We start from the raw sequence: 12,973 nt of genomic DNA, 5'->3' as shown, positions 1-12,973 counted from the left end.
CTCGATGCCCCACGTTCGCCCCCGCCCCACCGCCCACTTGCGCCAGGCCATCCGCCTGGCGGCGTTCGGCCTGTCCCTCGCCAGCATGCCCGGCGCCCTGCTGCTGCCCGCCCAGGCCATGGCCCAGGGAATGACCGCCTACCACGTGCCCGCAGGCCCCTTGGGCAATGCCATCACCCAGTTCGGCGTGCAGGCCGGGGTGACCGTTTCGTTCGACACCGCCCAAGCGCGCAACCTCAACAGCCCGGGCCTGGACGGCAGCTACAGCGTCGATGAAGGCCTGCTGCGGCTGCTGGCCGGCAGCGGCCTGCAAGCCCAGCGCCAGGGCAACGGTGGTTATGTGCTGGTGCCGGCCGCCAATGGTGCGGCGATGGAGCTGGGGCCGCTGAACATCGAGGGCAGCCGCCTCGACGCCACCAGCGAGGGCAGCCAGTCCTATGCGGCCCGAGCGGTGACCATCGGCAAGGGCGTGCACACCCTGAAAGAGACGCCCCAGGCGGTCACGGTCATGACCCGCAAGATGCTCGACGACCAGAACCTCAACACCCTCGAGCAGGTGCTGGACAAGACCCCGGGCATCACCGTGTATGACTCGCCCATGGGCGGCAAGTACTTCTACTCGCGCGGCTTCAACCTCGACGGCCAGTACCAGTACGACGGCGTGCCGCTGGACGTGGGCGGCAACTACGTGCAGGCCAACAGTTTTTCCAGCGACATGGCGTTCTATGACCGGGTGGAGATCCTCAAGGGCGCGGCCGGCATGATGAAGGGCTCGGGTTCATCGGCAGGCGGCGTCAACTTCGTGCGCAAGCGTGGCCAGGACAAGGCCCGCACCAGCGTGACGCTGTCGGCCGGCAGCTGGGACAACTACCGCGGCCAGGTCGATGTGGGCGGGCCGTTGAACGAATCGGGCAGCGTGCGCGGGCGCGCCGTGGCGACCCTGCAGGACCGCCAATACTTCTACGACAACGCCAAGCGCCAGGACCAGGTGCTGTACGGCGCCCTGGACTGGGACATGACCCCCGACACCACCGTGGGTGTGGGCCTGGCCTATGAAGACGTCGATGCCTCGCCCTGCTACCACGGCCTGCCGCGTTACGCCGACGGCAGCGACCTCAAGCTGTCGCGCTCCACCTGCCTGGGCGCCAGCTGGAACGACCTGCAGAGCCAGCGCATCACAGGTTTTGCCGACCTCAAGCATCGCTTCAACGATGACTGGACGCTGAACTTCGCCTCGGTCTACACCCACAACAACCAGAACATCGAGTACGGCTATGCCGAAGGTGCGGTGCCGGTGGGTGCCAGCACCGCGAGCATGGGCCGCTATGCCGGGCGTTTTGACTACGACCAGACCGACTACGGCTTCGATACCTACGTCGATGGCAAATTCCGCGCCTTCGGCCTTGAGCATGAGCTGATCGTCGGCGCCAACGCCAGCCACCAGAAGACCCACGACTACTTCGCGCTGATGGCCTTGAGCGGCACCCAGAACCCGTTCGACCCCTCGCCCAGCTTCCCGCACCCGTCCAAGGATGAGTTTCTGCTCGACCCCACCCGTGGCGGCGCCGTGCCCACCGACTCCACCACCCGCCAGTTCGGCACCTACGCCAACCTGCGCCTGAAGCTGGCCGAGCCGCTGACGCTGGTGCTGGGCACCCGGGTGAGTTGGTACCGCAACGAAAGCGACTCCTACACCCAGCGCTGGGACTACTGGGTGCGCAACCGCAGCCAGGAGAACGGCCAGGTGACGCCGTTCGCTGCCGTGCTGTACGACCTGAACGAGCAGTGGACTGCCTACGCCAGCTACGCCGACATCTTCCAGCCCCAGAGCAACCTGGTGAATGCCCAGGGCCAGGCGCTGCAGCCCAAGACCGGCGCCAGCTACGAGCTGGGTATCAAGGGTGAGCTGTTCGACGGCGGGCTCAATACTGCGTTCAACCTGTTCCGCACCACCGAAGAGCACCGTGCCGAGACCGACTATATCGGCACCTGCAAGGGCTCGGGCGACCAGTACTGCTACACCGACAACGGCAAGGTCCGCGCCCAGGGTTTCGAGGCCGAGGTAAGCGGCTCGCCGCTCGAGCGCCTGCAACTGCTGGCGGGCTACACCTATACCCAGACCAAGTACCTGAGCACCATCGAGGCCAGCGACCCGACCGAGCTGACCTTCAGCTCAAGCTTCATTCCGCGACACATGCTCAAGGTGTGGGGGGATTACCAGCTGGGTGGCGCCCTGGAGCGCTGGACCGTCGGGGCGGGGGTGAGCAGCCAGAGCGACAACTACCGGCGCCAGGGCGACCTGCGGATCGAGCAGGCGGGGTATACGTTGTGGAGTGGGCGGGTGCAGTACCGGTTGGATGAGCACTGGAGCCTGGCGCTTAACGGCAACAACCTGTTGGACAAGAAGTATTACGCGACGATTGGGGCTACGGGGTGGGGGAACTATTACGGCGAGCCGCGGAATTTCATGTTGACGCTTAGAGGGGATTTCTGAGGGGTTCGGGTTCGGGTTCGGGGCTTCTGGTGATCGCTTTTGGAGATGTATGCGCATTCATTGACGATAGCGGCTTTTCGTCACCTTTCCGCCCTTACGGCGGGTTACTTTGGTCGCGGCCAAAGTAACCAAAGCCGCCCTGCTCCCATCATCCGGCCCCCTACGCTGCGCTTCGGGGGTTCCCTCGCTCCGGGCTTGCTCCGGAGGTACGCGCCGACGGGCCGTCCCTGGCCCGATCGGCGCTCGACCGGCATCCATGCCGGTCGCCCTCCTACGCAAGCCCTACGCTCGGCCTCCTGAAGTCGCGATTTGTGTTGTCTGAACTACCGCGCACTTAGAAGCAAGATCAAGATCAAGAGTTGGGATGTTTGTTTGATTGTTATTGATGTGTTGTTTGTTCTAACGCCATCGCGGGGCAAGCTCCCACAGTAACTACGCGGCCGGCGTGGAAGCGGGCTTACCCCGCGATTAAATCCTGAGGTCCCACGGTGGCAACTAGCGACCGAGCTGCGTACTCATAGGCGCCGCCACTAACTTCGCGACTTCAGGAGGCCGAACGCAGGGATTGCGTAGGGGGGCGACCGGCATGGATGCCGGTCGAGCGCCGATCGGGCCAGGGACGGCCCGTCGGCGCGTACCCCCGGAGCAAGCCCGGAGTGAGGGAACCCCGGAGCGAAGCGCAGGGGCCGTATGAATGGAGCGTGGATTTTTTGGTGACTTTTTGATCCCTCAAAAAGTTACCCGCCGTAAGGGCGGAAAGGTGAATAAGCGTCAATAAAGATAATGAATACGGGAGTGTCAGTTTTTTTGTGTGCGGGCCGGTAGCGGCCTGCCGTCAAGCAGGCCCTGATTTTCACCAGGTTGGCCTGATGAATCGATCCCCGTACAAAATCGCGAATTGATTCATCGCACTTTTCCAATCATGCGCCGCTGAGCCCCAGTTCGCCGTGATGTTTCTCAGACCCAGCCAGATCAGCTTGGTGGCTGCTTCATCGTTCGGGAAATGACCCCGGGTCTTGATGATCTTGCGCAGCTGGGCATTGATGCTTTCGATGGCATTGGTGGTGTAAATCACTTTCCGGATGGCCGGCGGGAAGACAAAGAAGGGGATCACTCGATCCCAAGCGCGTCTCCAGGCCGCAACGACCGTTGGATATTGCTTGCCCCAAGGCCCACTTTCAAACTCATCGAGCGCCTGCTCAGCCGCTTCGGCATTGATGGCCTGGTAGATCGGCTTGAGCGCCTTGGCCAGTGCCCGCCGCTTGTCCCAGGCTGCAAAGTCCAGGCTGTTGCGGATCAGGTGGACGATGCACGTCTGTAGCGTCGTCTCTGGAAACACTGCGCTGAGGGCCTCTGGCATGCCTTTAAGACCATCGGTCACGGCAATAAGGACATCGTCGACACCTCGCGTCTTGAGGTCGTTGAACACCTTCATCCAGAACTTCGCACCCTCGGTGTTCTCAATCCAGATGCCCAAGATATCGCGCGTCCCGTCCGGCAGAACGCCCAGCGCCAGGTAAATGGCCTTGTTGCGCACCAGGCCTTCCTCACGGATCTTCACCCGCAATGCATCAAAGAAAATGACCGGGTACATAGGCTCAAGCGGCCGCTGCTGCCACGCGCCGATTTCTTCCATGACCTCGGCGGTCACAGAGCTGATGAAATCGGGTGAAACATCCGTCCCGTACTGCTCGGACAAAAAGGCGCGGATCTCTCTGACCGTCATCCCACGTGCATACATGGCGATGATCTTGTCATCGAAACCGGTGTAACGCCGCTCATGCTTGGGAATCAGAATGGGCGCAAAACTGCCGTCTCGGTCACGGGGGATATCCAGCCGCAATGGGCCGTCCCCGGTTAAAACAGTCTTGCCACTCTTGCCGTTACGTTGATTGGTTTCATCCTCTGGGCGCTGCGCGCCCGGCGGATAACCCAGGTGATGGCCCAGCTCGGCACTCAGGGCGCGTTCGATCAGGGCCTTCTTGAACGCCGCAGAGGCATCCTCGATAGCTTCGGCAGTCATCAGGCCCTCACCGAACTGCTCTAGCAGCTCTTTGGGGATTTGGGGCAGGTCACGCAGGGGTTTCTTTTTGGTTGGCATACATGCACCTCTTACTCATGTTATGCCCGAACACAAAATTTCTGACACCCTCTTTTTGGTTACTTTTTTCCACGAAAAAAAGTAACCCGCCGTAAGGGCGGAAAGGTGAATAAGCGTCACTACAAATAATGAATGCGCATACAACTTTCAAAACCAACCAAACCAACCAAACCAAACCAAACACCACAAGATACACACCACCCGCAAGAGCCTAATCACCGGCAAGCCACCCCCTACCGCCCCCCTCATCCACACACCGCTGCATCCGTACAAAACACTCATCCTCCCCCATATCCACAAACCCATGCCGCCCATAAAGCCTCCGCGCAGGGTTACTGCGAAACACCATCAAGCGCAGTAAAGGCAGATGCCGGGCCCGCGCCCACCCCGCCAACTGCTCCAACACCCAGCCCCCCACACCTCGCCCACGGTGCTCCGGCAAAAGATGCAACTCGCGAATGAACAACGCCTTGCGGTCCTGGCTCAGGCTACAAAAACCCAGTACCTCACCCTGCTCCACCACCAGCCATTGCTCGCGCCAGCCCCAGGCTTCATCGAAGGCCTCCTCGATCCACAACAGGTCGAACTCGCGGTAATAAGGCAGCATGGCGCGCCGGGTCAGGTCGCGGGCGAAGGTCAGGTGGGCATCGCTGGCAGCAATCAATTCAAGGGGCATAGCACACCGGCGAACTGCCCGGCCCGCGCCGCAGCAGTTCGTCCTCCAGCCAGTCAGCCAGCACCCGGGCATTGTTGTGCTCGGTATCCTTGCCGGCGTACAGCAACGTCAGGTCGCCCTGCTGCGCAAGGTCCAGCAACGGGTACCAATGCTCAGGATGAGCAGCCAACTCCTGCCGATAACGGTGCGTGAAAACGGCAAAATCCAACTCGCCGGCATGCAACGCCTTGCGCAGCTCGTCGGATGGCGCCACCTCGCGCAGCCACTGCCCGTGCAGGTCTTGCTTGCGTTTGTTACGCGGCCATAACCGATCCACCAGCACCCGCTGGCCATCACCGGGGGCCACTGATTCGTAGACGCGCTTGCAGTAGATCATGCTGACTCGCTTGGCAATCGGGAGGTGCCTTCTAGACTAGGAGTTCCGTTGACCGAGGTCACGCCTTGGTAACGAATTGTTTCTAGGATTGGAGACCTCCCCAAAGCGTCGATGCCTCGGAGCCCCCATGACAACGCCATCGATGGTCAGACAGGATGCCCTGACCCCGCGCGACTCCCGCCCGCACCTGTCTCAGCGCCCCGGCCGCGCCACCCTGGTGCTGTTCTTCGGCCTGCTGCTGGCGGGCCTGGCCTACACCTTCTACAGCCTCAAGCAGGACGTCAGCGCCAGTGGCACCCTCGTCACCACGGTCACACCCTTTCTGCTGCTGGGCCTGGCATTGCTGATCGCCCTGGGCTTTGAGTTCGTCAACGGCTTCCACGACACCGCCAACGCCGTGGCCACGGTCATCTACACCCACTCGTTGCCGGCACCGGTGGCGGTGGTGTGGTCGGGCCTGTGCAACTTCCTCGGCGTGCTGCTTTCCAGCGGCGCGGTGGCGTTTGGCATCATCGCCCTGCTGCCGGTGGAGCTGATTCTGCAAGTGGGCTCCACGGCGGGCTTCGCCATGGTGTTCTCGCTGCTGCTGGCGGCGATCATCTGGAACCTTGGCACCTGGTGGCTGGGGCTACCGGCCTCTTCATCGCACACACTGATCGGCTCGATCATCGGCGTGGGCGTGGCCAACGCCCTGATGCACGGGCGCGACGGCACCAGCGGGGTGGACTGGGGCCAGGCCAGCAAGGTGGGCTATGCCCTGCTGTTCTCGCCACTGATCGGCTTCGCCTGCGCCGCCCTGCTGCTGCTGGCCCTGCGCGCACTGGTCAAACGTCGCGAGCTGTACCAAGCCCCTGAGGGGCAGACCCCGCCGCCTTGGTGGATTCGCGGGGTGCTGATCCTCACCTGCACCGGGGTGTCGTTCGCCCATGGCTCCAACGACGGGCAAAAGGGCATGGGGCTGATCATGCTGATCCTGGTCGGCACCCTGCCGATGGCCTACGCCCTGAACAAGACCATGCCCAACGAGCAGGCCCTGCAGTTCTCGGCGGTGGCCGAAGTGACCCGCCAGGCCCTGGTGCGCAGCGCACCGCAACCGGCAGTGGCTGACCCGCGCCAAACCCTGACCGCCTTCATCAACGAACCCAAGGCCAGCCCCGAGCTGGTACCGGCCCTGGCCGCGCTGACCGGCATGATCGGTGAAGAGGTCAAGGGCTACGGCTCGCTCAAGCGTGTACCGGCCGAAGCCATGGCCAACGTGCGCAACGACATGTACTTGACCAGCGAAGTGATCCGCCTGCTCGACAAGCACAAGCTGGTAGCCTTCGACGCCGACACCGCCAACCACGTGCAACTGTTCAAGCGCCAGCTGGACGATGCCACCCGCTACATCCCGCTGTGGGTCAAGGTGGCGGTGGCCATCGCCCTCGGGCTGGGGACCATGGTCGGCTGGAAGCGCATCGTGGTGACGGTGGGCGAGAAGATCGGCAAGACCCACCTGAGCTATGCCCAGGGCGCCTCGGCAGAGGTGGTGGCGATGTGCACCATTGGTGCGGCGGACATGTTCGGGTTGCCGGTGTCCACCACCCATGTGCTCAGCTCGGGGGTGGCCGGCACCATGGTCGCCACAGGCTCAGGGCTGCAGCGGCGTACGCTGATCAACCTGCTGATGGCCTGGGTGCTGACCTTGCCGGCGGCGATGTTGCTGGCGGGGTGTTTGTACTGGGTGTTGAACCAGGTGTTCTGACCCGCACAAAGCGCTGCAAATACCCTGTAAGAGCGGCCTTGTGCCGCGAAAGGGGCGCGAAGCGCCCCCTGGATTTCGGTGTCACTGCACATTTTGCCGGGGCTGCTGCGCAGCCCTTTCGCGGCACAAGGCCGCTCCTACAAAGTGCTGACCTGCGTTTTTGCTCAAGCGCTCACCCCGGGATCTTCAACCCACGCTGCACCGCCGGGCGCTCGAGAAACCGCGCCAGCACCCGCTGCACTTCCTTGAACTCATCAAAACCCACCAACTCGCGGGCGTTGTAGCGCTCCACCAGGTTGCGTACCCAGGGGAAGATGGCGATATCGGCGATGCTGTACGCATCGACCATCCACTCACGCCCCTTCAGGTGCCGGTCCAGCACGCCGAGCAAACGCTTGGACTCGTTCACATAGCGGTCACGCGGGCGCTTGTCCTCGTACTCCTTGCCGGCGAAGAAGTGGAAGAAGCCCACCTGGCCGAACATCGGCCCGACGCCGCCCATCTGGAACATCAGCCACTGCAGGGTCTGATAACGCTGGGCCGGATCATGGCTGAGAAGCTTGCCGCTCTTCTCGGCCAGGTACTGCAAAATCGCCCCGGACTCGAACAGCGCCAGCGGCTGGCCGCCCGGGCCATCGGGGTCGAGGATGGCCGGGATCTTGTTGTTGGCGCTGAGCGAGATGAACTCCGGGCTGAGCTGGTCGTCGCTGTCGAAGCTGACCTTGTGCACCTCATAGGGCAGGCCAAGTTCCTCGAGCAGGATCGACACCTTGACCCCGTTGGGGGTGGCCAGTGAATACAACTGCAGCCGCTCAGGGTGCTGCGCCGGCCATTTGCGGGTAATCGGGAAAGCAGACAGATCGTTCATGGGCATGCCTTGGCAGTAGAAGGGTTTCAACGTTACGCACCAGCGGGCGCCCTGACCATCACCCAGTCGCAGTGCCGTTCGTCACCGCATGGGAAGACCGCCTCGCCCACTTTGGCAAAACCGTTGCGCTGGTAGAAGCGGATGGCCCGGGCGTTAAGTTCGTTGACAGTCAGGCGTACCGCGCCGTGGGTGCGCGCCAGGGTGGCCTCCAGCAACTGCTGCGCCGCGCCCTGGCCGTGGGCGACCGGCAGCACGTAGCAGCGGGAGATTTCCACCAGGTGATCGGCGGCGGCGATGCCCAGTTCGCCCGGAGCCAGGTCGAGCATGCTGTAGCCCAGCACCTGGCCGCCCTGCTCCACTACCAGCAGGCGCTTGTGCGGGTGCAGCAGGTGCTGCTGGAAATGCTCGGCTTGCAGGTGATGGGCGATGTAGTGCTGCAGCGCGGCAGGGGCGCTGTCGGGCGGGCTGGCCAGGGCAAAGGTGGCCTGGCCAACCTGGCTCAGGGCAGCACAGTCGGCGTGGCGGGCCGGGCGAATCTGGTAGGGCATGGCAACGTCCTGTCGGGCATCCGGGTGTTGCCCGACAATGCCAGCCCCACCCTGCTGGTGCAAGGCTCAGGCAGCGCCGTGGGCCTGTTGCTTGAGCCGTTCGGTATCGACCCGCACGAATACCGAATCGGCGCTGACGGTGAGCACATCGCCGGCCCAGACTTCGCAGATGACCCGGGTCTTGCGCCCCACCTCCCCTTCCACCCGCGCCTTGAGCAGCAGCTCGACGCCCATGGGCGTGGGCTTGAGGTAGTTAAGGCCAAGCTGGCCGGTGACGCAGTCGATGCGCGGCAGGCTGCCGGGCTCGCGGCCTTCGGCGCGGTAGTGGTGGGCCATGGCGGTCCAGTTGGAGTGGCAGTCCACCAGCATGGCCAGCAGGCCGCCGTACACAAGGCCCGGCCAACCGATGAAGGCCGGGTCGGGGCTGTGCCTGCACAGCAGGTGGATGCCATCGGCGTCCCAGTGGCTGTTCAGGTGCAGGCCGCTGGGGTGGGCGCAGCCGCAGCCATAGCAGGTGCCATCGGGGGCAGCGAGCTGTTGCAGGGAAAACGCGTGTTCGGTCATGGGCGCCCTTTTGCTTGTTGGAATTGGCAGGATGCTGAGGGGGATCGTAGCGGCGCAAACGGCATTCGTGAACACCTGGCCAAACACACCAACTACCGCAGCATTAATTAACAAACCTAAAAATAATAACCAATAAAATAACAATGCACTGATCTGGATCAATATACGAGTGCGCGCATCAATATGGCGCATTACTATTTTCAACTTCACCAAACTTGCATCTTTCGCATATAAATTGAATAGCCGTACAATAATGGCCGTGAGCCATCAGCCATCAATAGCCACGCCTTATACCCCCCTGCCACTACCTGCGAGGCCAGAAGCATGCTGACCAATGCACCGCTTCGTCTGAAGTTATTGTTGATTCTGTTGTTCCCCCTGCTGGGTTTTCTGGCACTGGCCGGCTTATACCTGGCCGACAACTACCGAACCCTGCGCGACATGGAAAGTACCGTTGCCGCCAGCCGCACCGCGCAATCCCTGAGCCAGTTGATTACCCTGCTGCAACGGGAGCGCGGCGCCAGCGGCGTGTTCATCGGCAGCCGCGGCAGCAACATGGCCGAGCGCCTGGTGCAGCTGCGCAAGGACAGCGACACTGCGCTGGATGCAGTGCGTGGCCTGCCCGCGGCAAAGCATGCCGATATCGCCCCGTTGCTGGCAGCACTCGGCAACCTCGGCAACCTGCGCGGGCAAGTCGACGCGCTGAGCATCGGCAGTGTCGACTCCGCCAGCCGCTATACCGAACTGATCAAGGCCCTGATCGGCTACACCCAGTTACTGGAAAGCCGCGTCAGTGATACTGCCGTGGTGCATGCCCTGGGCGCACTCAACCAATTCATCGAGTTGAAGGAACGCGCCGGCCGCGAACGGGTGATATTGGGCCTGGCCTTCAGCCAGGACCATGTCGATGCCACGCTGCTGTCGCGCTTCAGCCGTAACCTGGGCGAGTTTTCGGCCTATTTCGACGGCTTTCAGCGCAAGGCTCCGACAGCCATCCTCAGCCAGTTCCAACAAAACCTCCAGAGCACCGCCAGCAGCGATGTGGCCAAGCTGCAACGCCTGGTAGCGGACGCGCCTTTGGGCCAGCCGCTGGGCATCAAGCCCGAGGCCTGGTTCGAGACTGCCACCCGGCGCATTGACCAGATGGGCGAGATCGAGCAAACCCTGGCGGACAACGTCGCCAAGCTGGCCCTCGAAGCCCGCAGCGAAGCCAGCCAGGCGCTGTGGCTGACCCTGGCCGGTACCCTGCTGGCCCTGGCCATGGTGGCGCTGCTGTCGTGGCTGATCATCGCCAGCATCGGCAAAGCGGTAAAGGACATCAACGCCGCCCTCGACGGCCTGGCCCGGCGCGACCTCACCGCGCGCAGCACTTACCACAGCAAGGACGAGTTTGGCCAGATCGCAGGCAACCTCAACCGCATGGCCAGCGAGCTGGCCGAGATCGTGCGCGAGATCGGCAGCGCCACCGCCCAGGTGGCCACGGCCGCCGAGGAGTCTTCGGCGGTGACCCTGCAAACCAGCCGCAGCGTCGAGCAGCAGCGCCAGAGCACCGAGCTTGTGGCCACCGCCATCAACCAGATGAGCGCCACGGTGCGCGAGGTGGCGCAAAGCACCACCGATGCCGCCAGCCTGTCCCAGCAGATTCACACCAGCAGTGCCGAGGGGCGTGCCGAGGTGCAAGGCACCATCACGTTGATTCACGAGCTGTCGACCCAGGCCGAGCAAACTGCGGCAATCCTCGACGACCTCAAGCGCGAGAGCGATGCCATTTCGTCGGTGCTTGATGTGATACGCGGCATCGCCGAGCAGACCAACCTGCTGGCACTGAACGCAGCCATCGAGGCAGCCCGGGCCGGCGACCATGGCCGGGGTTTTGCGGTGGTGGCGTCGGAGGTGCGTACCCTGGCGCAGCGCACCCAGGAGTCCACCGGCAATATCCAGCAGATGATCAGCAAGCTGCAGGCCGGCTCCGAGCGCGCCAGCAGCTCGATGCTGGAAACCCTGGGCAAGGCGCAGTCCGGTGCCAGCCGAATTGGCCGGGCCGGTGAGTTGCTCGCCTCGATCACCGAGGGGGTGGCACGGATCAGCGACCGCAATATCCAGATTGCCTCGGCGGCCGAAGAGCAGAGCGCGGTGTCGGAGGATATCAACCGCAACGTCAACGAGATCAACGACCTGGTGATCCAGGTGAGTGCCGGGGCACAGCAGACAGCGGTCACCAGCCAGGAGCTGGCGCGCCTGGCGGAGCTCCAGCAGCAGCTGGTGGGCCGGTTCCGTACGGCGTGATGTTGCCTGGGGCTGCCTTGCAGCCTTTCGCGGGCAAACCCGCCCCACAGGACTGCGCAATGTCTGAATGCAGCGCTGCACCTGTGGGGCTTTAGCCGCGATCACCGGCGCAGCCGGTGCCATCCACAGCAATGCCCGCTTTTACAAGGCCCTGCTGCACCTTTTTGTTGCATACAACTTTCCCCAGGTCCGCGCATCCAACTCCCTGTACACCTTATCCTTTCCAGGAGGTTTCCATGGCCCTGCGCACCACCCTGCTGCTGTCCTGCCTTACCCTGGCCCTGGCCGGCTGCTCCAGCTCCCACGACCAGCACCAGCCGCCCCCCACCACGCAACAGGTCGACCTGCAGCGTTACCAGGGCACCTGGTACGAGCTGGCGCGCCTGCCGATGTTCTTCCAGCGCAACTGCGTGCAGTCCGAGGCCCGTTACGGCCTGCGCGAAGACGGGCGCATCGACGTCAACAACCGCTGCAAGGAACAGGACGGCCAGTGGAACGAGGCCCACGGCATCGCCGAGCCCCAGGTGGCGGGCCGCACCGACAAGCTCTGGGTGCGCTTTGACAACTGGTTCAGCCGCCTGGCCCCAGGGTTGACCAAGGGCGAGTACTGGGTGCTGTACGTAAGCCCCGACTACCGCGTAGCCCTGGTCGGCCACCCCAACCGCGACTACCTGTGGCTGCTGTCGCGCACGCCCACGGTGAGCCAGCAGACCCGCGACCAGCTGCTGCAGCTGGCGCGCAAGCAGGGTTACTCTACCGACCAGCTGATCTGGCGCCAGCCCGATACCCCGTGACGCCGCCCGGCACTGCCTGTAAGGTGAGCCTCCCCTGGCTCACCCAAAGGATTGCGTGCAAATGGTCACCTGCCACCTCAAGTACATTATCGACCCCTACCAAGTACCGGCCTTCGAGGCCTACGCCAAGCTGTGGATCCCCATCGTCAACCGCATGGGCGGCAGCCACCACGGCTACTTCCTGCCCAGCGAAGGGGCCAACAACGTGGCCTACGCGCTGTTCAGCTTCCCCAGCCTTGCAGCTTACGAGGCATATCGCACGGCGTCGGAAAGCGACCCTGAGTGCATTGCTGCGTTTGCCCTGGCTACCGAGCAGCGCTTCATTCTCAGTTATGAGCGCAGCTTCTTGCGGCCAGTGCTGGGTTGATGGGTTGGCTGTGCCGGCGCTATTGCTGGGCAAGTCGCAGCCGCGCACTGCCCCACATCGACCGCATAACTTCACAAGCCTGCGCCATACCTGTAGGAGCTTGCCGGCGATGAGGCCTGCGTAGGCTGTAACAATTGCAACTGAACCAACCCGCT

At 63.2% G+C, this 12,973-nt stretch carries 11 protein-coding genes and 1 pseudogene; 6 read left to right on the top strand and 6 right to left on the bottom strand.

Translation table 11 applies throughout. The annotated features are described in order from the left end of the window. Nucleotides 1-4: 4 nt before the first annotated feature. Nucleotides 5-2,494, top strand: a complete 2,490-nt coding sequence (locus tag KSS93_RS12875) for a TonB-dependent siderophore receptor (protein WP_217888574.1) — start codon at nt 5-7, stop codon at nt 2,492-2,494. Between the two features lie 853 nt (nt 2,495-3,347). On the opposite strand, the gene KSS93_RS12870 is transcribed toward KSS93_RS12875, so the two are convergent. The 3 genes from KSS93_RS12870 to KSS93_RS12860 all read right to left on the bottom strand — a co-directional run bounded on the left by KSS93_RS12870 (nt 3,348) and on the right by KSS93_RS12860 (nt 5,647). Then, complete coding sequence (locus KSS93_RS12870) at nt 3,348-4,595, bottom strand: IS256 family transposase (RefSeq protein ID WP_217884661.1); 1,248 nt, start codon at nt 4,593-4,595, stop codon at nt 3,348-3,350. Nucleotides 4,596-4,806: 211 nt separating this feature from the next. Beyond that, entirely contained in the window at nt 4,807-5,271 is a 465-nt protein-coding gene (locus KSS93_RS12865; RefSeq protein ID WP_217888573.1) for a GNAT family N-acetyltransferase, read from the bottom strand. Beyond that, nucleotides 5,261-5,647, bottom strand: coding sequence for a DUF488 domain-containing protein (locus tag KSS93_RS12860; RefSeq protein ID WP_217888572.1), 387 nt, complete (start codon nt 5,645-5,647; stop codon nt 5,261-5,263). Before KSS93_RS12860 ends, KSS93_RS12865 begins: the two co-directional genes overlap by 11 nt. A 127-nt stretch (nt 5,648-5,774) precedes the next feature. Between KSS93_RS12860 and KSS93_RS12855 the strand changes: the two genes are divergently transcribed. Next, a complete protein-coding gene (locus tag KSS93_RS12855; RefSeq protein ID WP_217839336.1) occupies nt 5,775-7,391 on the top strand; it encodes an inorganic phosphate transporter in 1,617 nt (538 codons plus the stop codon). 172 nt (nt 7,392-7,563) lie between these two features. On the opposite strand, the gene KSS93_RS12850 is transcribed toward KSS93_RS12855, so the two are convergent. The 3 genes from KSS93_RS12850 to KSS93_RS12840 form a co-directional block, all read right to left on the bottom strand. Beyond that, nucleotides 7,564-8,259, bottom strand: a complete 696-nt coding sequence (locus KSS93_RS12850) for a glutathione S-transferase N-terminal domain-containing protein (RefSeq protein ID WP_217888571.1) — start codon at nt 8,257-8,259, stop codon at nt 7,564-7,566. Between the two features lie 32 nt (nt 8,260-8,291). Continuing rightward, a complete protein-coding gene (locus KSS93_RS12845) occupies nt 8,292-8,807 on the bottom strand; it encodes a GNAT family N-acetyltransferase (RefSeq protein WP_217888570.1) in 516 nt (171 codons plus the stop codon). Nucleotides 8,808-8,873: 66 nt separating this feature from the next. Beyond that, nucleotides 8,874-9,371, bottom strand: coding sequence for a PaaI family thioesterase (locus KSS93_RS12840; RefSeq protein WP_217888569.1), 498 nt, complete (start codon nt 9,369-9,371; stop codon nt 8,874-8,876). 324 nt (nt 9,372-9,695) lie between these two features. Between KSS93_RS12840 and KSS93_RS26950 the strand changes: the two are divergent. The 4 genes and pseudogenes from KSS93_RS26950 to KSS93_RS12825 all read left to right on the top strand — a co-directional run. Next, nucleotides 9,696-10,796 (top strand): annotated as a pseudogene (locus KSS93_RS26950) (nitrate- and nitrite sensing domain-containing protein); the annotation flags it as partial. Further along, nucleotides 10,791-11,657, top strand: coding sequence for a methyl-accepting chemotaxis protein (locus KSS93_RS26945; RefSeq protein ID WP_437182124.1), 867 nt, complete (start codon nt 10,791-10,793; stop codon nt 11,655-11,657). The pseudogene KSS93_RS26950 and the gene KSS93_RS26945, both read left to right, overlap by 6 nt. 236 nt (nt 11,658-11,893) lie before the next feature. Next, nucleotides 11,894-12,451, top strand: coding sequence for a lipocalin family protein (locus KSS93_RS12830; protein ID WP_217888567.1), 558 nt, complete (start codon nt 11,894-11,896; stop codon nt 12,449-12,451). A 61-nt stretch (nt 12,452-12,512) separates the two neighbouring features. Next, nucleotides 12,513-12,818 (top strand): NIPSNAP family protein, encoded by a 306-nt coding sequence (locus KSS93_RS12825; protein ID WP_217888566.1) that lies wholly within the window; start codon nt 12,513-12,515, stop codon nt 12,816-12,818. Nucleotides 12,819-12,973 lie beyond the last annotated feature (155 nt).

This window comes from Pseudomonas xanthosomatis (assembly GCF_019139835.1).
GTDB classification, from domain to species: Bacteria; Pseudomonadota; Gammaproteobacteria; order Pseudomonadales; family Pseudomonadaceae; genus Aquipseudomonas; species Aquipseudomonas fakonensis.
The sequence above is the reverse complement of the archived record's forward strand: the minus strand, read 5'-3'. Positions and strand labels throughout refer to the sequence as shown.

What these genes read in the sequence shown, in the direction of transcription:
- KSS93_RS12875 (WP_217888574.1), top strand. Translation starts at nt 5, where the DNA reads ATGCCCCACGTTCGCCCCCGCCCCACCGCCCACTTGCGCCAGGCCATC.
- KSS93_RS12870 (WP_217884661.1), bottom strand. Translation starts at nt 4,595, where the DNA reads ATGCCAACCAAAAAGAAACCCCTGCGTGACCTGCCCCAAATCCCCAAA.
- KSS93_RS12865 (WP_217888573.1), bottom strand. Translation starts at nt 5,271, where the DNA reads ATGCCCCTTGAATTGATTGCTGCCAGCGATGCCCACCTGACCTTCGCC.
- KSS93_RS12860 (WP_217888572.1), bottom strand. Translation starts at nt 5,647, where the DNA reads ATGATCTACTGCAAGCGCGTCTACGAATCAGTGGCCCCCGGTGATGGC.
- KSS93_RS12855 (WP_217839336.1), top strand. Translation starts at nt 5,775, where the DNA reads ATGACAACGCCATCGATGGTCAGACAGGATGCCCTGACCCCGCGCGAC.
- KSS93_RS12850 (WP_217888571.1), bottom strand. Translation starts at nt 8,259, where the DNA reads ATGAACGATCTGTCTGCTTTCCCGATTACCCGCAAATGGCCGGCGCAG.
- KSS93_RS12845 (WP_217888570.1), bottom strand. Translation starts at nt 8,807, where the DNA reads ATGCCCTACCAGATTCGCCCGGCCCGCCACGCCGACTGTGCTGCCCTG.
- KSS93_RS12840 (WP_217888569.1), bottom strand. Translation starts at nt 9,371, where the DNA reads ATGACCGAACACGCGTTTTCCCTGCAACAGCTCGCTGCCCCCGATGGC.
- KSS93_RS26945 (WP_437182124.1), top strand. Translation starts at nt 10,791, where the DNA reads ATGGCCAGCGAGCTGGCCGAGATCGTGCGCGAGATCGGCAGCGCCACC.
- KSS93_RS12830 (WP_217888567.1), top strand. Translation starts at nt 11,894, where the DNA reads ATGGCCCTGCGCACCACCCTGCTGCTGTCCTGCCTTACCCTGGCCCTG.
- KSS93_RS12825 (WP_217888566.1), top strand. Translation starts at nt 12,513, where the DNA reads ATGGTCACCTGCCACCTCAAGTACATTATCGACCCCTACCAAGTACCG.